Below are 23276 nucleotides of genomic sequence, written 5' to 3'. Positions count from 1 at the left end.
TAGGAGAGTCATGAGCTCAGACATCTCGCACGCGAGCGAGAAGCGGATGGTCCTCGCCAGTGGACGGGCACACCCCGACCTGGCCGATGCGGTGGCCTCCGAGCTGGGAATCGAACTCCTGCCGACCACGGCCTACACCTTCGCCAACGGCGAGCTGTACGTCCGTTTCGGTGAGTCCGTGCGTGGCGCGGACGCGTTCGTGCTGCAGTCGCACGCCGCGCCCATCAACGAGGCGATCATGGAGCAGCTGATCATGGTCGACGCGCTCAAGCGTGCCTCGGCCAAGCGCATCACCGTGATCATGCCCTGCTACGGCTACGCCCGTCAGGACAAGAAGCACAAGGGCCGCGAGCCGATCTCGGCGCGCCTGATGGCGGACCTGTTCAAGACCGCCGGCGCCGACCGCATCATGTCGGTCGACCTGCACACGTCGCAGATCCAGGGCTTCTTCGACGGCCCCGTTGACCACCTGTGGGCAATGCCGCTGCTCGCGCAGTACGTCCGCACCCGCGTGTCCCCGGACAACCTCACCATCGTGTCGCCCGACGCCGGCCGCGTGCGCCTCGCCGACCAGTGGTCCGACCACCTCGGCTCGCCGCTCGCGATCATCCACAAGCGTCGCGACCCCTCGGTGCCCAACCAGGTCAAGGTCCACGAGCTCGTGGGTGAGGTCGAGGGCCGCACCTGTGTGCTGGTCGACGACATGATCGACACCGGCGGCACCATCGTCCAGGCCGCCGAGGCGCTGTTCGAGAACGGCGCCAAGGACGTCATCGTCGCGTCGACGCACGGCCTCCTGTCCGGCCCCGCCGTGCAGCGCCTGCGTGACTCGGGCGTGAGCGAGGTCGTCATCACCGACACCCTGCCCATCCCCGAGGACCACCGCTTCGACAAGCTCACCGTGCTGTCGATCGCGCCGCTGCTTGCCCGCGCCATGCGCGAGGTCTTCGACGACGGCTCGGTGACGAGCCTGTTCAACGGCAACGTCTGACACTTCTTTATTGACGGCGGCCGATGCCATCGTCACCCGACAAGGGCCCGTCCCGCCTCACGGCGGGGCGGGCCCTTGTCGTGGTGCAGGCTCACATGCGCGCGTAGCGGGAGCGGACCAGGGAGTAGAGGCCGTACGCGGCGAAGCCCAGGCCCACGGCGATCACGATGACCGGGCCGCCGGGAAGGTCGAGCAGGCTCTGGATGGCGCCGTCGAGACCCTTGGCCTTGTCGGCGTCGTGCGTGAGCGCGGCGTAGCCGAACAGCACGCCGACGGCCCCGAGGGCGACGCCCTTGGCGACATACCCCGTGGTGCCCGTCACGCGCACGGCCGTCGACAGTTCGGAACCGCCCGTGGCCCGCAGGTCCTCCAGGAACCGATGCGACGCGCCCTTCCAGAGGTGGAAGGCACCCGTGGCGAGGATGCCGAGCGCCACGGCGCCCACGATGACGCGGCCGCCGGGAAGGTCGAGCAGGCGAGCGGTGAGGCCCGAGGCCTGGCCGTCTCCGCCGGAGCCGCCTCCCATCGCCACCGAGGCCGCGACTCCCGCGAGCGACAGGTACACCACGGCCTTGCCCGCCGCCTTGGCGCGGTCGGAACCCTCCTGACCGCTCCTCGCCGCATCGGCCGCCTGCCAGGCGCCCAGGGCGACGAAGCCCGCCACGGCGACCCACAGCAGCACCGCGCCGCCGGGGGCGTCGCCCATGGTGGCCAGTGCCTGCGACTGGTCCGCGTCGCCGCCACCGAACGGCAGCCGGATGATGAGGAAAGCGAGGACCAGGTGGAGGGCGCCGGACACGGCGTAGCCGGCACGGGCGGCCGTCTCCCAGGCGCGGGAGCCCGAGCGGCCGGGGTCCGTCAGGGGGCCCATCGACTCATGAAGCGTCATGCCGTCCTCAACCCCGGGGGTGGCCGCGAGCATTCCCGGGTGGGCACGCGCGGCGCTCACGGGGTAGACTGTCCGGGTTCCACGGCGAGGTTGGGCCCTGATGGGTGCTGACGTGATCGACGCGGCGGTGTGTTGTCGACGCCTGCCTTGCCTGGCTCCACCACCGATTCTCAAGGAGACACCATGTCTGACAAGCTTGTGCTCGCGGCCGAGACCCGCAGCGACTTCGGCAAGGGCCACGCCCGCCGCACCCGTGCCGCCGGCCAGATCCCCGCGGTCCTCTACGGCCACGGCACCGACCCCGTGCACCTGGTCCTGCCGGGCCACGCCACCATGATGGCGCTGAAGAACGCCAACGCCCTCCTCACGCTGCAGTTCGACGGCACCGAGGAGCTCGCGGTCGCCAAGGACGTGCAGCGTCACCCGATCAAGCCCCTCATCCTCCACGTGGACCTTCTCCTCGTGAAGAAGGGCGAGAAGATCGTCGTGGACGTTCCCGTGCACATCGAGGGCGAGTCGGCCCCCGGCACCATCCACTTCCAGGAGGCCTCGACCCTCCAGGTGCTCGCCGAGGCGACCCACCTTCCCGAGTCCTTCGCCGTGTCGATCGACGGCCTCGAGGACGGCGCGAAGGTCCTCGCGTCCGACGTGAAGCTGCCCAAGGGCGTCGAGCTCGCCGGCGAGGCCGACCAGCAGATCGCCTCGGTCTCCGTGCCCCAGGCGCAGGACGAGGGCGACGACGCCCCCGCCGCCGAGTCGGCCGAGGAGGCCGCCGAGGGCGCCGAGGCCTAAGCCTCACCCCTGTGACTCGAGGCGCCCGTCACCGCTGGTGGCGGGCGCCTCGTGCGTCACGGCACACTTCCACCCATGAGGAGTCTTCGATGAGCGCGCTGGCGATCGGCCTGGGTAACCCCGGCGAGGAGTACGCGGGAACCCGCCACAACATCGGCCAGATGGTGATCGACGAGCTCGCCGCTCGCGGCGGCGGCTCCCTGTCCGTGCACAAGAAGACCAGGACCAGGGCCGCGACAGTGCGCCTCGCGGGTCAGGCCGTCGTGGTCGCCGTGCCGATGTCCTACATGAACGTCTCCGGCGGGCCCGTGTCCTCGCTCGCCAAGTACCAGTCCGTCGCGCCAGAGGACGTCATCGTGGTGCACGACGAGCTCGACATCCCGTTTGGCGAGGTGCGCCTCAAGCGCGGCGGCGGCTCCGGCGGCCACAACGGGCTGAAGGACATCACTAAGGCGCTCGGGACGCCGGACTACATCAGGGTGCGCGTCGGGATCGGCCGCCCGCCCGGCCGCATGGACGCCGCGGCGTTTGTGCTCAAGCCGTTCTCCGCGGCCGAGCGCAAGGAGCTGGAGATGCTGATCTCGGACGGCGCCGACGCCGTCGAGTCGGTACTCGAGCATGGCCTCGAGGCCACCCAGCAGCGCTTCCACTCCCCGCGCTAGCCCCCTCTCGCGCTGGGCGCCGCCCCTACGGAAGCCGGCCCAAGCATCGGCCGTCAGGGAATGGACAGCCCCCACTCGCGCGTCACTAGTATCGGAAGTGCCGTGGGTGCGAACCTCGTTCGCGTCGCCGGCACGCTGCTTGCCACGAGACTCGCGAAAGACGAGGGAGGACGCGTGACCACGACCGACAATGCCTGGGTGATTCCGCAGGCGACCGAGCGCCGCTACGGCGCCGCCCTGTTTGACCTCGACGGGGTGCTGACCCCCACGGCCGAGGTGCACATGCGGGCCTGGAACCGCATGTTCAGCGATTACTTCGAGGCGCACCACGTGAGCCCCGCCTACACGGACGACGACTACTTCGCCTACGTGGACGGCAAGCCCCGCTACGACGGCGTGCGCGCCTGCCTCGCCTCGCGCGGCATCACCCTTCCCGAGGGCGACCCCACCGATGCCGCCGGCACGGAGACCGTGTGCGGCCTCGGCAACGCCAAAAACGACATGTTCGCCAAGGTCCTACGCGACGAGGGCATCGCTCCCTACGCCGGGTCCGTGGCGCTGATCGATCACCTCAAGGAGGCCGGCGTGCCGATGGCCGTGGTCTCGAGCTCGCGCAACGCGCCCGAGGTGCTTGCCGCCGCCGGCATCGACCACCACTTCGAGATCGTGGTGGACGGCGCCGTGGCAGCGCGCGACCGCATCCCCGGAAAGCCCGCGCCCGACACGTACCAGCATGCGGCCCAGCTCCTCGGGGTGCCCGAGGGCGACGCGGTGGTGGTCGAGGACGCCATCTCCGGCGTCCAGGCCGGCGCCGCCGGCGACTTCGGCCTCGTGGTGGGAGTCGACAGGGGAGCGGGGGCCGATGCCCTGCGCGCCCAGGGCGCGGATGTGGTCGTCGCCGACCTCGCGGAGCTGATCGCGTGAGGGCCGCGGAGCGCCCCAACGGCGACACGACTGCCCCCTCCTACCTCGACCGCCTGAGGTTCCCCGCGGACCCGTGGCGCCTGGTGGAGACCGAGTTCTCGAAGACCGACCTGGGCGTGACCGAGACGCTCTTCGCCGTGGGCAACGGCTACCTCGGCCTGCGCGGCAACGTCGAGGACGGCCACGACGCCCACGCGCACGGCACGTTCGTGAACGGCTTCCACGAGACGTGGGACATCCTCCACGCCGAGGAGGCCTACGGCTTCGCGCGCACCGGCCAGACCATCGTCAACGTGCCGGACCCGAAGATCATCAGGCTGTACGTCAACGACGAGCCGCTGCTGCTGTCGATCGCCGACCTCATCGAGTACTCCCGCGTGCTCGACATGCGCGACGGCGTCCTGACGCGCGAACTACTGTGGCGCACTCCGTCGGGCAACCGCGTGCGCATCCGCTCGCGGCGCATGGTGTCCTTCGCGCAGCGCCACGTCGCGGTGATGACGTTCGAGGTGACGCTGTTGGACGAGGAGGCGCCCATCGCCATCTCGTCCCAGCTGCTCAACCGTGCCGCCGGCATCGACGAATACAAGGCCAACCCCTCGCCCACGAGCGGCATCGCCGACCCCCGCAAGGCCTCTAAGCTCGACAAGCGCGTGCTCGAGCCGCGCCTTCACGACGGCGACGACCGCCGCGCGGTGCTGGGTTACCAGGCCGAGAATTCGCGGATGACGCTCGCCGTGGCCATGGAGCACTCCGTGGAGTTCGATGGCGACTTCGAGACGGTGTGCGAGGCGGAGGAGGACTACGCCAAGCACGTCTTCCGCGCCCGCCCCCAGCCGGGCCAGACGTTCACCCTGACCAAGGTGGTGAGCTATCACACGTCGCGGGTGGTGCCCGCGCGCGAGCTCGCCGACCGCTGCCACCGCACCCTCGACCGCGTCGCCTCCGAGGGCATCGAGAAGCAGTACGAGGACCAGCGTGCCTGGCTCGACGGCTTCTGGGAGCGCTCCGATGTGGTGATCGAGGACCGCGACGAGATCCAGCAGGCCGTGAGGTGGAACCTGTTCCAGCTGGCGCAGTCGGCCGCGCGTGGCGACGGCCTCGGCGTGCCGGCGAAGGGCCTCACGGGCTCGGGCTACGGCGGCCACTACTTCTGGGACTCCGAGGTCTACGTGATGCCGTTCTTCACGTACACGTCGCCCATCATCGCTCGTAACGCCCTGCGCTATCGCTACCAGATGCTCCCTGCCGCGCGCAGGCGTGCTGCCGAGCTCGCCCAGCATGGCGCGCTGTACCCGTGGCGCACCATCAATGGCGAGGAGGCATCGGCCTACTACGCGGCGGGAACCGCGCAGTATCACATCGACGCGGACATCTCCTTTGCCGTGGACAAGTACGTGCGTGCCACCGGCGACGACGAGTTCCTGTCCCGCAATGGCATCGACATCCTTGTCGAGACGGCCCGCATGTGGGCCGACCTCGGCTTCTGGCGCAAGGTGGAGGGCAAGGGCGAGTCGTTCCGCATCCACGGCGTCACCGGGCCGGACGAGTACACGACCGTCGTCAACGACAACCTGTACACCAACGTCATGGCGCGCTTTAATCTGCGCGTCGCGGTCGCGAGCCTGCGCAAGCTGCGCGACAGGTGGCCCGAGCAGTACGAGAAGGTGGTCGCGCGCCTGTCCATTGACCCGTCCGAGGTCGACGAGTGGGAGCGCGCCGCCGACGGCATGGCGATCCTGTGGGACGACCTGCTGGGCATTCACCCCCAGGACGCGCTGTTCAACGAGCGCGAGGTGTGGGACCTCGAGAACACCCCCGCCGACAAGCGCCCGCTGCTGCTGCACTTCCACCCGCTGGTGATCTACCGCTTCCAGGTCCTCAAGCAGGCCGATGTGGTGCTCGCCCTCTTCCTCCAGGGTGAGCACTTCACGCCGGAGCAGAAGCGCAAGGACTTCGAGTACTACGACCCGATCACCACGGGAGACTCGACGCTGTCAGGGGTTGTCCAGTCGATCATCGCGGCGGAGGTGGGCTACCACGAGCTCGCGCTGAGGTACTTCTGGGACGGCCTCTACGTGGACCTCGCCGACCTCCACGACAACGCCGCCGATGGCGTCCATACCGCTTCGACGGGCGGAGTGTGGTCGGCACTCGTTTACGGCTTCGGCGGCTTCCGCGACCACGGCGACGTGCTGACGTTCGACCCGCGCCTTCCCGAGGATTGGCCGTCGCTGACGTACCGGATCACGCAGCGCGGCACGCGCGTGCGGGTGACGGTGCGGGAGGAGTCCATCTCGTTCGCGATCGAGGAGGGGCCGGGGCTCACGGTGGACGTGCGCGGCGAGCGCCACTCGCTCACGCAGCTCCAGGAGCTCGAGGTGCCGCTTGAGCACCAGGGGGACCGCATCCCCGGCGCCCCCGATGCGCAGGCCTTCCACGGCACCGTGAGGGCCGACGGCACGGTCATCACGCCGTCGCTTCCCACCTCGGTCACGGAGGACGCGGAGGAGCCGCCCACGGAGACGCAGCAGCTCCACATGCCGGAGTCCTAACCCCGCCCCCTCCGTCGCCGTCAAATGGATCCATTTGACTCGCCTAAGGACATAAACGAGGGGAAATCGACCGCGGGGGTAGGCGGCGCGCCGCCTACCCCCGCGGTCGTGCTCACCTCACCGACCGCGGATGCGGCCTCGCCCACGAGACGATCGGCGGCATCGGCCCGCCGTAGCGACCCACCGCGGTGGATTCTGGTTCATCTAGTCTCCTAGACGAACCAAATGGATCCATTTGACGGGGCTAGCGGTGGGTGACGCGCGCCAGGAACTCCTGGGTCTCCGGCTCGCGGGGGGCGTCGAAGATCTGCTCGGGCGTGCCCGCCTCGACGATCCGGCCGCCGTGCATGAAGACCACGCGGTCGGCCACGTCGCGCGCGAACGCCATCTCGTGAGTCGCCATGAGGATGGTCGAGCCGGACTCCTTCAGGCCGCGCACCAGGTCGAGGACCTCGCCCACCAGCATGGGGTCCAGCGCCGAGGTGATCTCGTCGAGCAGCAGCAGCTCCGGGTCCGTCAGGATGGCGCGGACGATCGCGACGCGCTGCTGCTGGCCGCCGGACAGGCGATCGGGGTAGTCGTTGACCTTCTCGCCCAGCCCGAACCGCTCGAGCAGCGCCACGCCCTTGGCGCGCGCCTCGGCGGGGTTCTGGCCGTGCACCTTGCGCGCGGCCAGGGTCACGTTGTCGATGACCTTCATGTGCGGGAACAGGTTGAACTGCTGGAACACGACGCCGATGCGGGCGCGCACCGCGTCCGCGTCCACGCGGGGCTCCGAGATGTCGTCGCCCGACAGCACCAGGCGGCCGTCGTCGATGCGCTCGATGAGGTTGATGGTGCGCAGCAGCGTGGACTTGCCGGAGCCGGAGGCGCCGATGAGCACCACCACCTCGTGCTGGGCGAGCGTGAGGTCCACGCCGCGCAGCACGGTGTTGTCGCCGAACGCCTTCCAGACGTTGGTGGCCTCGAGGACGTTCACACCGTGCCTCCGATCTGCTCGCGGACGTTCATGCGGCCGGCCACGTAGTCGGTGAGGCGCGTGAGCGGCACCGAGATGGCGACAAAGAGCAGCGCGGCGACGACGTAGGGCGTCATGTTGTAGGTCTGTGCGACGTCGATCTGCGCGGCGCGGATCGCATCGACGGCGCCCAGCACCGAGATGAGGCCCACGTCCTTCTGCATCGACACGAAGTCGTTCATGAGGGCGGGGATGACCTTGCGCACACCCTGCGGGATGACCACCATGCGCAGGGTCTTGCCGTGGCTGAGCCCCAGCGATCGCGCCGCGATGCGCTGCGAGGGGTGGACGGCCTCCATGCCGGCGCGCAGCACCTCGGCGACGTAGGCGGAGTAGCACAGCGCGATGGCGATGGTTCCGAGTAGCGCGGCGTCGAGGCGTCCGAAGATGCCGAGCGCGGGGATGCCGAAGCCGATCAGGTACAACACGATCAGCACGGGGACGCCGCGGAACAGGTCCACGTAGATGGTGGCCAGCGCGCGCAGTGGGAAGAACACGGGCCCGCGCAGCGATCGCAGCACCGCGAGGAGCGTGCCGAAGATGGCCACCATGATGGTGGCGAAGAACAGTGCCTTGAGGTTGACCCAGAGGCCCTCAAGGATCCCGGCGAAGCTGTCGCGACCGATCTCCCAGTTGAAGAAGGTCTGCTTGACGGCGTCCCAGCCGGGAGTGTTGACGACGACGAGCGAGACCACCACGACGAAGGCGATGGTCGAGCTCACGGCGATGAGGACGGAGCGCCACGAGGCGCGCTGGCGGTAGCGGCGGCGGTCGAGCTCGAGCTCGCTCACCTGGTGCTCTGCAGCGCCAACCGGGGTCGAGCCCGGCGCTGAAGCCTCGGGCGCTCCGTCTCTCATGCCTGGTACTTCCTTAGTTCAGGACGGGGACGTCGACGGCCTCGGACAACCACTCGGTCTCGAGCGCCTCGAGGGTGCCGTTGTCCGTGAGCGTGTCGACGGCCTCGGTCACGGCCTCGGTGTTGGGCGAGTCCTTGGGAAGGACGAACGCGAACTCGTCGCCGCCCTCGGTGCCAGCGAACTGGCCGACGATGACGCCACCCTCGACCTCGACCGCTGCCGAGTAGAAGGCGCCGGGAAGGTCGGTGACGAACGCGTCGATCTGGCCGGCGTTGAGCGCGGCGACCACGTCGGCGACGGAGTTGAACACCTGGACGTTGTCCTCGCCGAGCGCCTCGACGGCGACGTCGTACGAGGTGGTGCCCACGGCGACGCCCACGGCGGCGCCGGCGAGGTCGGCGATCGAGGTCGCGTCGGCTGCCACGCCACCCTCGACGGCCACGACGGCCTGCGAGGTCGTGTAGTAGGCCGACGAGAAGTCGACGGCGTTCTTGCGCTCCTCGGTCACCGAGAACTGCTGGATGTTGAGGTCCCAGTCCTTGGCGCCGGGCGCGATGGCCGCGTCGAACGTGGTGCGGACCCACTCGACGTCCTCGGGGCCGTAGCCCAGCTCGGCAGCCACGGCGTAGGCCACGGCGGACTCGAAGCCCTCGCCGGACGTCGGGTCGTCGTCGATCATCCAGGGCTCGTAGGCGGGCTCGCCGGTGGCGATGGTGAGGACGCCGTCGGTGACGGTGTCCAGCGCGCCGGCGGCGTCTGCCGATGCCGTGGGGGCGGCCGATGAGGTGGCGGCGTCCGTGGGCGTGGTCGAGGTCTCGGCGTCGGACGACGACGAGCAGCCGGCGAGCGCGAGGGCGGAGACGGCGACGGCCGTCGTGGCGACGCGGCCGAGGAGGCGTGAGGTCATGATTTCTCCAGCAGGAATTCAGTGGTGGAGCGGGGTCGACGCTGACGGCTCCCGTACGGGGCGCAGTCTACTTGTCGCCCGCGAGGGACCAATCCGCGAAGTCGAAGCCCGGCGAGACGAGGCACGAGACGAGGCATTCCTGTTCGCTCGCGAGGGCGGCTGCCTGCCAGGTGCCCGCCGGTACTAGGACGTGCGGGACCTGACCCGCGGCGAGGTCGCGGCCAAGGACGTGGGTGACGACGGCATTGGCCGGCTGGGAGCCGTCGCCGCCGAGCGAGAGGGTGAGCGTGCCGGGGCCGTGCCACAGCCACACCTCGTCGCTCGTGACGACGTGCCACGCCGAGTGCTCGCCCGGCGTCAGCAGGTAGTGGATGCAGGTGGCCGCGGGGCGCACGCCGCCGGGAGTCTCGACCGGGGTGGTGCCGGTCCAGATGCGGCGGAACCAGCCGCCCTCGGGGTGGGGGGCAAGGTCGAGGGCCGATGCGGTGGCGGGGCGGGCGGCGTCGGCCTGCGAGGCGGGTTGGGTCATGCGGCGGCTCCGGTCTGCTCGGCGAAGCGGGCGGAGGTGTGGCGCACGCGCCCTCCCATGATGGTGGCGGCGGCGTGGCCGTCGCCGGCCTCCGCGAGGGTGGTGAGGGTCTCGGTGATGGTGGTGACCGGAACGTCGAAGAACGCGAGATCCGCTCGGGCGCCGACGGCCAGGTACCCCGTGCGGTGCGGGCCCTCGTCGATGCCCATGGCGTGCGCGCCTCCGAGGGTCGCCGCGGTGAGCAGGCGCTCGGCGAGGTCGTCGCCGGAGTAGCCCTGGGCGCGGGCGATGCGCATGAGCTCCTTCACCTCTCCCATGAGGTCGAGCGAGGGCGACGACGACAGCGAGTCGGTGCCCACGGCGATGGGGGAGCCCTCGCGCAGGTAGGCGGCGACCGGAGGGTTGTCGAGGCCGATGATGTGGTTGGAGCGCGGGCACAGCGCCACCGTGGTGCCGCGTGCGCGCAGGATGGCGCGGTCGCGCTCGGACATGTAGACGCCGTGCGCGACGTGGCAGTCGGGGCCGAGGACTCCCAGGTGGTCTACGTAGTCGGTGGCGGAGGTGCCGAAGCCGGCCTGGCGCAGCTCCACGAAGCCGCCGAGGCCCTGCGTCTGCCACGGCTCGCGGGGCTCGTGGGCGAACTCGCGCTCGATTCCGGACTCGCCCAGGTGGATGTGGATGCGGCGGCCGCGCTCGCGGACGATGTCCGGGATCTCCAGCAGGGGCACGATCTCGAGGGAGTACGGCGCGTGGGGCGACAGGCCCGTGCCGGGGCGGTCGGGAAGCGAATCCAGGGCGGCCTCGACCTCCGCGCGGCCGTGCGCGGACCAGTCGGCGTTGGTCCAGTCCATGACCTCCCAGTACGCGATGCCGCGCAGCCCCGCGTCGTGGAGCGCGTGGGCCGCCTCGGGGTCGGTCACGATGTCCGCGGCGGCGGTGGTGCCGGTGGCGACGAGCATCGCGGCACCCGCGGCGGCATCGGCCCCCCAGTCGTGACCGCGCTGGTAGACGGGGTTGAACCCGGTGATCCAGTCCTCGAAGCCCTGGTAAGTGCGCTGCGCGACCTCGGCCATGCCCGTGTACTGAAGGTGCGTGTGGGCGTTGACAAGGCCCGGCGTCAGCACGCCGTCCCAGTGCACGTGGTTGACCGGCACGCCGCGCTCGGCGAGGGAGCGCTCCACCCAGGCGCGCTCGCCCACGTGAAGGATCTTCTCTCCGCGCACCGCGATGGCGCCGTCGAGGATGGGTGGTGCCGTCACGGGCAGCACGAGCGCCGCCGAGTAGAGGGTCACGGGGAAGGTTGTCATGCGGGGGTCTCTCGGTAGCGGGGGCTGCGCCAGTCGGCGGCGCCGGCGGAGGCGTGGGTGGCTGCGGGCTCAAGCGCGGCGCCACGGGTGCGCGCCGCGGTGGCGGCGACGTGGGCCACGGCCGCGGGGGACAGGGGAGTGAGGCCGATGCCGGGGCGGGTGGTCGCGACCTCCGCCACGGCGGCGAGCTGGGTCGCGAAGGACAGGTCCATGATCTCGATGGGGTTGCCCTCGGCGGCCGTGACGTTGATGCATCCGCCGCGGTCCAGGATGAGGGTGCCGGCCTCGTCGCGGTCCACGTGCGGTGCCACAGGGGTGAGGCCGCCGTTCCACGCGATCTCACCCGGGGTGCCACCGGCCACGGCGACGGCCACGGCGAGGTCCGAGACGTCAGCGGGAATGGTGCCAGGCCATCCTGTCGCGGAGATCACGAGGGCGCCCGCGGCTCCCGCCTCGAGGGTCCTGGTCTCGTACCCGTCGTGCTGAGCAAGGAGCGCGCGGGCAGGGTCGATTTCGCTCACCGAGACGGTGGCGCCGAGCGCGCGCAGGTGGGCTGCGACTCCCTCGCCCACGGGGCCATAGCCCACGACATGCGCACGCTGATCGCGCACCGATCGGCCCGCCGCGTCGAGAAGGTCGGCGATAGCGAGGACACAGGACTGGCCCGTCCCGTAGCGGTTGTCGAAGCCCGTCTTGGTGATGGCGTCGTTGACCGCGACCACGCCGGTCGCGAGCAGGCCGGCGGCGTGCATGTGGCGCAGGGGCGCGAGTCCCGAAGTGGTCTCCTCGGTGGCGCCGATCCAGCGCGCCACCAGGGCGGGACGCTCCTCGTGGGCGAGGCGGGTGACGTGGGAGCCGTCGTCCACGAGGACGTCGAAGCCGCGGTCGAGGAAGGCGAGGGCGGCCTCGCGCTCGGCCTCGGCGGTGGCGAGGGTGGAGTCGGCGTCGACGGGGACGCCGCGGTCCCGCAGCGCGTCCGCCACGTCCTCGTCTGTCTCGTCGGGATGGGCGTAGACGGCGACGGTGGCGCCCGCGGCCTTCAGCAGCAGTGCGAGGTTGGCGGTCTTGGGCTCGAGGGTCATCGAGACGCCGATGCTGAGGCCGCGCACTGTCCCGGCCTCCGCCAACTCCTTCGCTATCGCCGTCGAGACGGGCATGTGCCGCGCGGCGAAGTCGAGACGACCCGCGGCGTCGCCGCGGTCGCCGAGGGGGCCGCCGCCCATGGTGATCGTCCCCTCGGTCACGTCGACGAGGACCGAGTCGGGGGCATCGGCCGTGCCATACGCCGCGGGGGAGTAGACGTCGGTGCCCACGAGCGCCCCCATGCCGGCGAGCATCGCCGTGAGCTCGGCGGCGACGGGGCCGTCGCCGGTGACCCGGAAGGGCCGGCCGGCAATGAGGAGGTTGGTGTCGCGGGCGAAGCGGCGCAGCAGCCGCTCCGCCTCGCCGCGCGCATCGGTCATGGGCACAAGTCTAGGTTCCGCCCGCGGGCCCCATCCGTCCCGCCATGCCTGCGGAGTCGGTGGGGGTCCTTAGGATGGCTGTGCCGGAGATCCCGGTCCATTGGCATGCCTGGAGACTCGTGAACCAGCCGCTCAAGCCCCTCCTCGACTCCCTCGCCACGCGTGAGCTCGCGGACGGTGCTCACCTCACCGCCGCCTCCGCCGCGGCGCCCGCGCTCGTCGCGAATGCCGAGCTCGACGGCCCCCTCCTCGTGGTGACCGCCACGGGCGGCGACGCCGACACCTTCGCCGCGACCCTCGGCGGCTACCGGGACCCCGCGCGCATCGCCGTCCTTCCCGCCTGGGAGACGCTGCCGCACGAGCGCCTCAGCCCCCGCTCCGACACCGTGGCGCGCCGCCTTGCGACACTGCGCCGCATTGTCCACCCCGACCTGGTGGAGACCGAGGCGGGAATCCCGCCCGTCGAGGTGGTCGTGGCGCCCATCCGTGCGCTGCTGCAGCCCATCGTCGCGGGCCTTCCCGACCTCGAGCCCGTGCACCTCAAGGTGGGCGAGGAGCGCGACCTCACCGAGCTCGCCGAGTCGCTCGCCGCCGCCGCGTACACGCGCGTCGACATGGTGGAAAAGCGCGGCGAGTACGCCGTGCGCGGCGGGATCGTCGACGTGTTCGCTCCCACCGACCCCCACCCCGTCCGCATCGAGTTCTTCGGCGACGAGGTCGACTCGATCCGGTCCTTCTCCGTGGCCGACCAGCGCTCGCTGTCGGACGTGGAGCGCCTATGGGCGCCGCCGTGCCGCGAGCTGCTGTTGACCGACGACGTGCGCGCCCGTGCCGCCCAGCTGGTGGACGACATCCCTGCCGCCTCCGAGATGCTCACCAAGATCGCGGACGGCCACGCCGTGGAGGGCATGGAGTCCCTCATCCCGCTGCTGGTCACCCGCCTCACCTCGGTGCCGGCGATCCTGCCGCGCGGCACGCGCATGCTGCTCATCGAGCCCGAGCGCCTGGCCCGCCGCGCCGAGGACCTCACCCGCACCGCCGACGAGTTCCTCGCCGCCGCGTGGGTGAGCGCCGCCGCCGGCGCCGACAGCCCGCTCGAGCCCACCGAGGGCTCCTTCCTCAGCCTCGACCAGTTGCGCGAGGCGGCCGACGACCGCGGCGTGCACTGGGTGAGCCTCGGCCCCTTCGGCGCGGCCGATGCAGTGGTCACCGGGATCACCGACCTCGAGGACCACCGTGGTCGCCTGCGCGAGGCCATCGGCCTGCTGCGCTCGCGGATCGCCGAGGGCTGGACGGTCCTGGTGACCGCCGCGTCGACGGGAAGCGCCCACCGCCTCGCGGAACAACTCACCGAGGAGGGCGTGCCCGCGCGCGTGCAGCCCACCTACGAGCGGGTCGAGGGCATCCTCTCCGTCATCCCGCAGATCACGGGAGTGGGCTTTGCGAGCGCCGAGGATCGCGTGCTCGTCATGCACGAGTCGGACCTCACGGGCCGCGCCGCCGTGGCCGCCGGCCCCAAGGTCAAGGTGCCCAGCCGGCGCCGCAACGCCGTCGATCCCCTGCAGTTGCGTGCCGGCGACTTCGTGGTGCACGAGGCCCACGGCGTCGGCCGCTTCGTGGAACTCACCAAGCGCAACGTGCGCGGCATCGAGCGCGAGTACCTGGTCATCGAGTACGCCCCCTCGAAGCGCGGCGGCCCCGCCGACCGCCTGTCGGTACCGAGCGACCAGCTCGACCAGGTCACCAAGTACGTGGGCGGCGAGGCCCCAAGCGTCAACAAGATGGGCGGCTCGGACTGGGCCAAGACCAAGACCAAGGCACGCAAGGCCGTCAAGGAGATCGCCGCCGAGCTGATCCGGCTCTACAGCGCACGCATGGCGACCACGGGCCGCGAGTTCTCGCCCGACACCCCGTGGCAGCGCGAGCTCGAGGAGTCGTTTCCGTTCGTCGAGACCCCCGACCAGCTCACGACCATTGATGACGTCAAGGCGGACATGGAGCGGTCCGTGCCCATGGACCGCCTCATCTGCGGCGACGTGGGCTTCGGCAAGACCGAGGTGGCCGTGCGCGCCGCCTTCAAGGCGGTCCAGGACGGCACCCAGGTGGCTGTGCTGTGCCCCACCACCCTGCTGGTCAAGCAGCACGTCGACACGTTCACCGAGCGCTTCGCCCAGTTCCCGGTCAAGGTCGCCGCGCTGTCGCGCTTCCAGACGGACAAGGAGGCGAAGGAGGTCATCGAGGGGCTGAACGACGGCTCGATCGACGTCGTCATCGGCACCCACCGCCTCATCACCGGCTCGGTGCGCTTCAAGCAGCTGGGCCTCGTGATCGTGGACGAGGAGCAGCGCTTCGGCGTGGAGCACAAGGAGACGCTGAAGGCGATGCGCACGGACGTCGACGTGCTCGCCATGTCGGCGACCCCGATCCCGCGCACCCTTGAGATGGCGGTCACGGGCATCCGCGAGATGTCGACCCTCGCCACCCCGCCGGAGGAGCGCCACCCGATCCTCACCTACGTGGGTCCGCACGAGAACCCGCAGGTGGCCGCGGCGATCCGCCGCGAGCTCATGCGTGACGGCCAGGTCTTCTACATTCACAACTCGGTGAAGACCATCACCTCGGCCGCGCGACGCCTCAGCGAGTTGGTTCCCGAGGCGCGCATCGCCGTCGCCCACGGGCAGATGAGCGAGAAGCAGCTCGAGCAGGTCATCGTCGACTACTACGAAAAGCGCTACGACGTCCTGGTGTGCACCACTATCGTCGAGACGGGCCTCGACATCTCGAACGCGAACACCCTGATCGTGGAGAAGGCCAACACGTTCGGCCTGTCCCAGCTGCACCAGCTGCGCGGCCGCGTGGGCCGTGGCCGCGAGCGTGCCTACGCCTACTTCCTGTACCCGGCGGACCGCACGCTCACCGAGACGGCGCACGACAGGCTGCAGACCATCGCCGCCAACACGGACCTCGGTGCGGGAATGGCCGTGGCCATGAAGGACCTGGAGATCCGCGGCGCGGGCAACCTGCTGGGCGGCGAACAGTCGGGGCACATCGAGGGCGTGGGCTTCGACCTGTACATCCGCATGGTGGGTGAGGCCGTGGCCGACTTCCGGGGCGAGGGCGGCGACGAGCGGCCGGCCATGACGGTGGACCTTCCGATCGACGCCCACATCCCCGAGGCGTACATCGAGCACGAACGCCTGCGCCTCGAGGCGTACCGCAAGATGGCCGATGCCGCCGATGGCGAGGCGCTCGACGCCGTCGCCGAGGAGCTTCAGGACCGCTACGGCAACCTTCCCGAGCCCGTCGAGAACCTCCTCGCGGTGGCCCGCCTGCGCTGCGAACTGCGCTCCACGGGGATCACCGATGTGGTGGCCCAGGGCAAGTATGTGCGCTTCAGCCCCGTCGAACTTCCCGACTCCGCGGCTCTGCGCGTGAACCGCCTCTACCCAGGCACGCTGATCAAGCCGGCCGTGCGCCAGATCCTCGTCCCGGCACCGCTGACCCAGCGCATCGGCGGCAAGCCGGTCGAGGGTCTTCCCGTGCTCGACTGGGTGCGGGAGGTCGTCAAGGCCACCGCGGTCACGCCGTTAGGATGAGGGTCATGACTGAGCCCCGTCGTCGACGCGCCCTGGGCGCGGCCGTGCTGGGATCGGCGCTCCTGCTCGCAGGCTGCGCAGTGCCCGGCCAGGAAGGGTCGCCCGGCGTCGCCGCGGCCTCCGAGCAGACCACGCTGACCTCCGCCCGGGTGACCGAGCTGTACGACGCGTGGGCCGAGGAGGCTCACAAGCCGATCCCGCGCGATCAGGTCGTCACCCTGGAGCTGCTGCGCGAGCCGATGCTCGAGCACATCGACGAGCTTCAGCTGCAGTACTCCCGCTACTCGATGGAGCAGGAGGCGATCAGCGTCAAGGAGTACGAGTCGATCGCCGGCGAGCCCAGCGAGGCGATGATCGACGGCCTCGAGGCCACGTACCTCCTCGCCGCCTACACGATGATCCCGGAGGACGACTCGCTGCTGCGGTCGATCGCCGAGGAGGTCGCCGAGACGACCACCGTGTCGCCCCGCGAGGGCGAGTTCAATGTGGACCAGCTGCTGTCCTCGATCTCGGAGGCCTCCGAGACCGCGGTGAGCCTCGCGAACGCCGGCCAGCCCGGCTGGTTCATGGAGTTCAACGTCGCGGACTTCTTCACCGCGAGCGACTCGGAGTGGCTCGCCAGTGAGTGACGACCTCGTCCGACTGGTCGAGGTGATGGACCGCCTGCGTTCTCCTGGCGGTTGTGCGTGGGATGCCGAGCAGACCCACGAGAGTCTCATCAAGCATGCGCTTGAGGAGGCCTACGAGTTGGCGGAGGCCGTCGAGACCGGATCCCGCGAGGACCTTCGCGAGGAGATCGGAGACGTCCTGCTGCAGGTGATCTTCCACGCGCGCGTCGCGCAGGACCACCCGGACGACCCCTTCGGGATCGACGAGGTGGCCCGAGGCGTCGCCGACAAGCTCATCGAGCGCCACCCGCACGTCTTCGCCGACGGCGGCGAGGCCATCACCGCCGAGGAGACGCTCGGCCGGTGGGAAGAGATCAAGAAGGCCACGAAGGGACGCGAGTCCGTCATGGACGGCATCCCCGTGGCGCAGCCCGCCCTGGCCCGCGCGCAGAAGGTCATCTCCCGCGCCGCCAAGAGTGGCCTCGAGGTCCGCGACGAGGCCGGCGTCGGCATCGGCCAGCAGTTGCTTGCCCTCGTCGCGCGCGCCGAGGCCGAGGGCATCGACGCCGAGGGCGCGCTGCGCGACGCCACCAGGTCATACGAGGCCGCCGCACGCGACGCGGAGCGCGACACTCAAGGTTTACCCGGGTAGGACGTTCGTCGCGGCGCGTGCCAGGACACACGTCGTTAGACTCGCAAGAGATCCAAGGAAATCCACACAACCGAAGGAGCATCATGGCCAGCATTGAGGCCGTCGGAGCACGCGAGATTCTCGACTCGCGCGGCAACCCCACCGTCGAGGTCGAGGTCGCCCTGGAGGACGGCACGTTCGCGCGTGCAGCCGTCCCGTCGGGTGCCTCCACCGGTGCCTTCGAGGCGGTCGAGCGCCGCGATGGCGACAAGGGCCGTTACCTGGGCAAGGGCGTCGAGCAGGCCGTGGACGCGGTCATCGACGAGATCGCCCCCGAGATCGTGGGCCTTGACGCCACCGAGCAGCGCATCATCGACAAGATCATGCTCGACCTCGACGGCACCGACAACAAGGGCAAGCTGGGCGCGAACGCGATCCTCGGCGTGTCCCTCGCCGTCGCCAAGGCCGCCGCTGACAGCGCCGACCTCGCCCTCTTCAAGTACATCGGCGGCCCGAACGCGCACCTGCTGCCCGTGCCGATGATGAACATCCTCAACGGCGGCTCGCACGCCGACTCGAACGTCGACATCCAGGAGTTCATGATCGCTCCCGTCGGCGCCCCGACCTTCCGTGAGGCGTACCGCTACGGCGCCGAGGTCTACCACGCCCTCAAGTCCGTGCTCAAGGAGCGCGGCCTTGCCACCGGCCTGGGCGACGAGGGCGGCTTCGCCCCCAACCTCGAGTCGAACCGTGCGGCCCTCGACCTCATCCTGGTCGCCATCGAGAAGGCCGGCCTCAAGCCCGGCGAGGACGTGGCGCTCGCGCTCGACGTCGCCGCCACCGAGTTCTTCAAGGACGGTGCCTACCAGTTCGAGGGCGCCGCGAAGACGGGCGAGGAGATGTCCGCCTACTACGAGCAGCTGGTCAACGACTACCCGCTCGTCTCCATCGAGGACCCGCTGTCCGAGGACGAGTGGAGCGACTGGTCGCACCTCGTCGCCACCATCGGCGACAAGACCCAGATCGTCGGCGACGACCTGTTCGTCACCAACCCGGTCCGCCTCCAGAAGGGCATCGACGAGAAGTCGGCCAACGCGCTGCTCGTCAAGCTCAACCAGATCGGCACCCTGACCGAGACGATCGACGCCGTGTCGCTCGCCACCGCCAACGGCTTCACCTCGATGGTCTCGCACCGCTCGGGTGAGACCGAGGACGTCACCATCGCCGACCTGGTCGTCGCGCTCAACACCGGCCAGATCAAGACCGGTGCTCCCGCCCGCGGCGAGCGCATCGCCAAGTACAACCAGCTGCTGCGCATCGAGGAGGAGCTGGACGACGCCGCGAAGTACGCCGGCAAGTCCGCCTTCCCGCGTCGCTACGCGGCGTAAGGCTCAGCCGCTCGAGGCTTCGCCTCACCGCCAAGGCCGCGGATCCCTATCGAGGGGTCCGCGGCCTTCGCGCGTTTCTAGGCGGCCGATGCTGTGGTTGCCTGGCTGCCGCCCACGCTGGCAATCTGCGAGACGCCCGCCTCGACTGCCGATGTCGGCCGCCCGCGCTGGCAATCCCCGAAATGACCGCGCGGGGCCGCAATCACACGACTCGCGGCGCGCGGGTGTCGTCGGGCCCGGCGCGCGTCGGTGAGAATGGAGCGGTGAGCTCCCCTCGACGACCTGGCACGCCCTCGGGCACCCGGCCGTCGTCGCGCGCCTCGAGCACGGGCGCGTCCCGCAGCGCGTCGCGGTCCCAGGCACCTCGCACGGGAAGCGTTCCGCGCGCCGCCGCCAAGCCCACGACGTCGCGCACCTCGTCCACGAGGACCGGTGCCGGCCCCGGCCGCACCGCCAGGACCAGGCCCGCGACGGCATCGGCCGCCAGCACCACCCCGCGCATCCTCGCCGGCCGCCCCGGCGGATCGTGGGCCGGAATGCTGACGTGGCGCACCGGCATCATCGTCGCGCTGCTGGGGCTCGCGTTCGCCGTGGTGTGGCCGTCGGTGCGCGCGTACCTGGACCAGCAGACGATGCTGGACGGGCTGCGCGCGGACGCTGCCGTGGCGAACACCGAGCTCGACGACCTCACGGCCGAGGTGGCGCGCTGGGACGACGACGCGTACATCGAGGCGCAGGCCCGCGAGCGACTCCGCTACGTCTATCCCGGCGAGACCGCCTACCGCGTGCTCGACCCCGAGACGGTGACCGGCGACGAGTCCGCCGCCGAGGAGGGCGAGGAGGCAGCCGACGCCCCGGGCGAGACCTGGTACGACACCCTGTGGGACTCCGTCAGGGAGGCCGGGGAGGGCGCGGAGGCGACCGCCAGCGGCTCGCCAGAGTCGGCGCGCGCGGCCAACTAGACTGGGGCGGATGAACGACACGACCGTCAGCCCCGCCGACATCGCCGCGCTGCGCGCCCAGCTGGGCCGCGAACCCCGTGGGGTGGTCGCGATCGCCGCCCGCTGCGCGTGCGGCCGACCCACCGTGGTCCACACCGCGCCGCGGCTCCCGGACGGCACCCCGTTCCCCACGCAGTACTACCTCACGCACCCCGGCGCCACCTCCGCCGTGTCGACGCTCGAGGCCAACGGCGTGATGAAGGAGATGACGGAGCGGCTGGGCGAGGACGAGAAGCTCGCCGAGGCCTACCGGGCCGCGCACGAGCGCTACCTTGCCGAGCGCTACGCCATGGAAGACGTGCAGGAGATCCACGGCATCTCCGCCGGCGGCATGCCCGATCGCGTGAAGTGCCTGCACGTCCTGGTGGGCCACGCGCTCGCCGCCGGCCCTGGGGTGAACCCCTTGGGTGACGAGGCGCTCGAGATGATCGCCGCGTCGTGGACCCCCGCCCGCTGTACCTGCGCCATCGAGGACGAAGAGGAGAACGCATGACCCGCGTCGCCGCCATCGACTGTGGCACCAACTCCATCCGCCTGCTGATCGCCGACGTGGCCGCCGACGGCCAGTCGCTGACCGACGTGGTGCGTCTCATGAAGGTGGTGCGCCTGGGCCAGGGCGTGGACCGCGCCGGCCAGTTCGCCCCGGAGGCGCTCGAGCGCACGCTCGAGGCGACAGCCGAGTACGCCGCGCTGTGCCGCGAGCACCAGGTCGAGGCCATCCGCTTCGTGGCGACGTCCGCGACCCGCGACGCGTCCAACCGCGACGAGTTCATCGCTGGCGTGCACGAGCGCCTGGGCGTCGAGCCCGAGGTCATCAGCGGCCACGAGGAGGCCGCGCTGTCCTTCCGCGGCGCCGTGTCCGTGGTGGACCCCGCGCTGACCCCGCCCTACCTTGTCGTGGACCTCGGCGGCGGCTCCACCGAGGTGGTCCTGGGGGAGAACGCCCCCGCGGCCGCGCACTCGATGGACGTGGGCTGCGTGCGCATGACCGAACGTCACCTGACGGCCGATCCCGCCACTCCCGAGCAGATCTCTGGCGCCGTCGCCGACGTGCAGGCGGCGCTCGACGTGGCGATCACGCACGTGCCGCTTGCCCAGACCCGCACCCTGGTGGGCCTCGCAGGCACCATCACCACGGTGACCGCCCAGGCGCTCGGGCTACCCGAGTACGACCGCGACAAGATCAACGGCGCACGCCTTCCCGTCGACGCCGTCATCGAGGCTTGCGACGCGCTGCTGTCCGCCACCCGCGCCGAGCGCGAGGCATTGCCGTTCATGCACCCCGGCCGCGTCGACGTGATCGGCGCCGGCGCGCTGGTGTGGCGCGAGGTCGTGGCGCGCGTGCGCGACGAGGTCGCGGCGGCCGGGGGAGAGCTGACCGAGGTCGTCACGAGCGAGCACGACATCCTCGACGGCATCGCGTTCTCGGCGGCCGCCCGCGCCTAACCGCCCGAGCTGGACGGCCTGGCTCTCCTCACTTTGAACCACTTCCCGCCGCGACACGCCGCCCGCTGAGCGTGGCGCGGGTGCGCCGCCGGCGTGGCGCGCGCGAGATTGGTTCACAGCGAGGGGTGCGGCAGAATCAACGGGCACGCCCCCGTAGCCCAATTGGCAGAGGCAGCCGACTTAAAATCGGCTAAGTGCGGGTTCGAGTCCCGCCGGGGGCACCGCATCGGCCGGAATAGATGGGCCGATGCGCGTGGTTGACTCCTCACGTGCCGCCGACCTCCGCATCGGTCGGGCTGCGTTCGGAGCGCGGACCGATCCTCCTGTCCCTCATGCTTGCCACGGCGCTCGTGGCGCTCGATGCGACCATCATCGCCACCGCGTCGTCGACGATCGCGAGCGATCTCGGATCCTTCGAGCAGGTGCCCTGGCTCTTCTCGGCGTACCTGCTGGCGCAGGCCGTCTCGACGCCGCTCGCGGGCAGGCTCTCGGACATCTTCGGCCGCAAGCGCCTGATCCTCGCCGGCGTCGCGCTGTTCTTCGTGGGCTCGATCGTCTGTGGCGCCGCGTGGTCGATGGGCGCGCTCATCGCCGGCCGGGTCATCCAGGGGCTCGGCGCGGGCACCGTCATGCCGGTCTCGCAGACCATCGCCGCCGACATCTACACGCTTGAGGAGCGGGCCAAGGCACAGGGCTACATCGCCTCGGTGTGGGCCATCTCCTCGGTACTGGGGCCCACGCTCGGCGGAGCCTTCTCCGAGTTCCTGTCGTGGCGCTGGATCTTCCTCGTCAACATCCCGCTGTGCGCCATCGCTGCCTGGATGATCGTGCGCCGCTACCAGGAGTCCCCGCTCGAGGGCGGGCGTGACGCCATCGACGTGCGCGGGTCGCTGCTCCTCACGGGCGGAAGTGTGCTGCTGCTCGTCGGGCTGCTCGAGGGTGGCTCCACCTGGGCATGGGACTCGCCCGCGTCGATCGCGGTGCTCGGGGTGGGAGCCGTGCTGGCCGCCGTGTTCGTGGCGCACGCCCTGCGCGCGGCGCACCCCATCGTCGACCTGCGGCTCCTGCGCCGCCGCGTCGTCGGGGTCTCGACCGCGATCTCGCTGGTGGTCGGCATGGTGGTGCTGGGGCTGACGACGTACGTGCCCATCTACGCGCAGGGAGTGCTCGGCTACGGGCCGCTCATCGCCGGCTTCGCCCTGGCCGCCATGACGCTCGGCTGGCCGCTGTCGGCGTCGAACTCGGGGCGCCTGTACCTGCGCCTCGGGTTTCGGGTGACGGCCATTATCGGATCCGTGCTCGTCGTCGCGGGTACCGCGGCGACGCTCGCACTGGGGGAGGCCACCCCGCTCATCGCGACGGCAGGGGCCACCTTTGTGGTCGGCATCGGCATGGGCCTCACCGCGGTCCCGACGCTGGTCGCCGCGCAGTCGTCCGTCGCGCATACCACGCGCGGGGCCGTGACGGGCGTCAACGTCTTCGCGCGGTCGCTGGGCTCCGCGCTCGGCGTCGCTGCCTGTGGCGCCATCGTCAACTCCCGCGTGGAGCTCGGCGCCGACGGCACCCCCGAGGGGGAGGGCCTGATGGGTGCTCTGCACCTGGTGTTCGTGTTCGTCACGGTCGCGGCGGTGGTGCTTGCCGTCCTCGCCGCGCTGATGCCCGCTGACCGTCACGCCGCGCGCGAGCGCCGCGAGGCGCAGGCGGCCGCGTAA

The 23276-nt window shown here is 70.8% G+C and carries 21 protein-coding genes and 1 tRNA gene; 14 read left to right on the top strand and 8 right to left on the bottom strand.

The features are described 5' to 3' along the window. The first annotated feature begins 10 nt into the window (after positions 1-10). On the top strand, positions 11-991 hold the full coding sequence (locus B7K26_RS09880) for a ribose-phosphate diphosphokinase (protein WP_084079024.1): 981 nt from the start codon (positions 11-13) through the stop codon (positions 989-991). 91 nt (positions 992-1082) lie between these two features. Here the strand turns inward: B7K26_RS09880 and B7K26_RS09875 are convergent, their stop codons facing one another. After that, complete coding sequence (locus tag B7K26_RS09875; protein WP_234998781.1) at positions 1083-1940, bottom strand: DUF1206 domain-containing protein; 858 nt, start codon at positions 1938-1940, stop codon at positions 1083-1085. A gap of 123 nt (positions 1941-2063) precedes the next feature. Here B7K26_RS09875 and B7K26_RS09870 point away from each other — a divergent pair, with 123 nt between their 5' ends. The 4 genes from B7K26_RS09870 to B7K26_RS09855 all read left to right on the top strand — a co-directional run bounded on the left by B7K26_RS09870 (position 2064) and on the right by B7K26_RS09855 (position 6813). Further along, a complete protein-coding gene (locus B7K26_RS09870) occupies positions 2064-2672 on the top strand; it encodes a 50S ribosomal protein L25/general stress protein Ctc (protein ID WP_084079023.1) in 609 nt (202 codons plus the stop codon). Between the two features lie 89 nt (positions 2673-2761). Further along, the gene (gene pth, locus B7K26_RS09865) at positions 2762-3334 is read left to right on the top strand and encodes an aminoacyl-tRNA hydrolase (protein WP_084079022.1); all 573 of its coding nucleotides are present in this window, start codon (positions 2762-2764) and stop codon (positions 3332-3334) included. Positions 3335-3508: 174 nt separating this feature from the next. Beyond that, positions 3509-4258, top strand: coding sequence for an HAD family phosphatase (locus B7K26_RS09860; RefSeq protein WP_255376081.1), 750 nt, complete (start codon positions 3509-3511; stop codon positions 4256-4258). Then, positions 4255-6813 carry a glycoside hydrolase family 65 protein gene (locus tag B7K26_RS09855; protein WP_084079020.1) on the top strand — a complete coding sequence of 853 codons (2559 nt, stop codon included), beginning with the start codon at positions 4255-4257 and terminating at the stop codon, positions 6811-6813. Before B7K26_RS09860 ends, B7K26_RS09855 begins: the two co-directional genes overlap by 4 nt. A 244-nt stretch (positions 6814-7057) precedes the next feature. Here B7K26_RS09855 and B7K26_RS09850 read toward each other — a convergent pair whose 3' ends face one another. The 6 genes from B7K26_RS09850 to B7K26_RS13180 all read right to left on the bottom strand — a co-directional run bounded on the left by B7K26_RS09850 (position 7058) and on the right by B7K26_RS13180 (position 12894). Continuing rightward, positions 7058-7792: an amino acid ABC transporter ATP-binding protein gene (locus B7K26_RS09850; RefSeq protein WP_084079019.1), complete on the bottom strand. Its 735-nt coding sequence runs from the start codon at positions 7790-7792 to the stop codon at positions 7058-7060. Then, positions 7789-8688: an amino acid ABC transporter permease gene (locus B7K26_RS09845; RefSeq protein ID WP_084079018.1), complete on the bottom strand. Its 900-nt coding sequence runs from the start codon at positions 8686-8688 to the stop codon at positions 7789-7791. The genes B7K26_RS09850 and B7K26_RS09845 overlap by 4 nt, the downstream gene beginning before the upstream one ends. A gap of 13 nt (positions 8689-8701) precedes the next feature. Continuing rightward, on the bottom strand, positions 8702-9595 hold the full coding sequence (locus B7K26_RS09840) for an ABC transporter substrate-binding protein (RefSeq protein ID WP_084079017.1): 894 nt from the start codon (positions 9593-9595) through the stop codon (positions 8702-8704). A gap of 67 nt (positions 9596-9662) precedes the next feature. After that, positions 9663-10124, bottom strand: coding sequence for a cupin domain-containing protein (locus B7K26_RS09835; protein WP_084079016.1), 462 nt, complete (start codon positions 10122-10124; stop codon positions 9663-9665). After that, positions 10121-11431 carry an amidohydrolase family protein gene (locus B7K26_RS09830; RefSeq protein ID WP_084079015.1) on the bottom strand — a complete coding sequence of 437 codons (1311 nt, stop codon included), beginning with the start codon at positions 11429-11431 and terminating at the stop codon, positions 10121-10123. Before B7K26_RS09830 ends, B7K26_RS09835 begins: the two co-directional genes overlap by 4 nt. Then, positions 11428-12894 (bottom strand): adenosylhomocysteinase, encoded by a 1467-nt coding sequence (locus B7K26_RS13180; RefSeq protein WP_084079014.1) that lies wholly within the window; start codon positions 12892-12894, stop codon positions 11428-11430. Before B7K26_RS13180 ends, B7K26_RS09830 begins: the two co-directional genes overlap by 4 nt. Before the next feature lie 74 nt (positions 12895-12968). On the opposite strand from B7K26_RS13180, the gene mfd reads away from it, so the two are divergent. The 4 genes from mfd to eno all read left to right on the top strand — a co-directional run bounded on the left by mfd (position 12969) and on the right by eno (position 19117). Further along, positions 12969-16490, top strand: coding sequence for a transcription-repair coupling factor (gene mfd / locus B7K26_RS09820; RefSeq protein ID WP_084079013.1), 3522 nt, complete (start codon positions 12969-12971; stop codon positions 16488-16490). A 5-nt stretch (positions 16491-16495) separates the two neighbouring features. Then, a complete protein-coding gene (locus B7K26_RS09815; RefSeq protein ID WP_084079012.1) occupies positions 16496-17119 on the top strand; it encodes a hypothetical protein in 624 nt (207 codons plus the stop codon). After that, on the top strand, positions 17112-17750 hold the full coding sequence (locus B7K26_RS09810) for a MazG family protein (RefSeq protein ID WP_234998779.1): 639 nt from the start codon (positions 17112-17114) through the stop codon (positions 17748-17750). Before B7K26_RS09815 ends, B7K26_RS09810 begins: the two co-directional genes overlap by 8 nt. An 83-nt stretch (positions 17751-17833) precedes the next feature. Further along, complete coding sequence (gene eno, locus B7K26_RS09805) at positions 17834-19117, top strand: phosphopyruvate hydratase (protein ID WP_084079011.1); 1284 nt, start codon at positions 17834-17836, stop codon at positions 19115-19117. A gap of 202 nt (positions 19118-19319) precedes the next feature. Here eno and B7K26_RS09800 read toward each other — a convergent pair whose 3' ends face one another. Beyond that, positions 19320-19610: a hypothetical protein gene (locus B7K26_RS09800; RefSeq protein WP_084079010.1), complete on the bottom strand. Its 291-nt coding sequence runs from the start codon at positions 19608-19610 to the stop codon at positions 19320-19322. Between the two features lie 43 nt (positions 19611-19653). Between B7K26_RS09800 and B7K26_RS09795 the strand changes: the two genes are divergently transcribed. The 5 genes from B7K26_RS09795 (at position 19654) to B7K26_RS09775 (ending at position 23276) form a co-directional block, all read left to right on the top strand. Continuing rightward, a complete protein-coding gene (locus tag B7K26_RS09795; RefSeq protein WP_084079009.1) occupies positions 19654-20079 on the top strand; it encodes a septum formation initiator family protein in 426 nt (141 codons plus the stop codon). A gap of 10 nt (positions 20080-20089) precedes the next feature. Next, complete coding sequence (locus B7K26_RS09790; RefSeq protein ID WP_084079008.1) at positions 20090-20611, top strand: DUF501 domain-containing protein; 522 nt, start codon at positions 20090-20092, stop codon at positions 20609-20611. Beyond that, the gene (locus tag B7K26_RS09785) at positions 20608-21564 is read left to right on the top strand and encodes a Ppx/GppA phosphatase family protein (protein WP_084079007.1); all 957 of its coding nucleotides are present in this window, start codon (positions 20608-20610) and stop codon (positions 21562-21564) included. Before B7K26_RS09790 ends, B7K26_RS09785 begins: the two co-directional genes overlap by 4 nt. 147 nt (positions 21565-21711) lie before the next feature. Then, positions 21712-21785: transfer RNA gene (locus tag B7K26_RS09780), tRNA-Leu, on the top strand. A gap of 48 nt (positions 21786-21833) precedes the next feature. Then, complete coding sequence (locus B7K26_RS09775; protein WP_234998778.1) at positions 21834-23276, top strand: MDR family MFS transporter; 1443 nt, start codon at positions 21834-21836, stop codon at positions 23274-23276.

Source organism: Demequina sp. NBRC 110057, assembly GCF_002090175.1.
GTDB lineage: Bacteria > Actinomycetota > Actinomycetes > Actinomycetales > Demequinaceae > Demequina.
The sequence above is the reverse complement of the archived record's forward strand: the minus strand, read 5'-3'. Positions and strand labels throughout refer to the sequence as shown.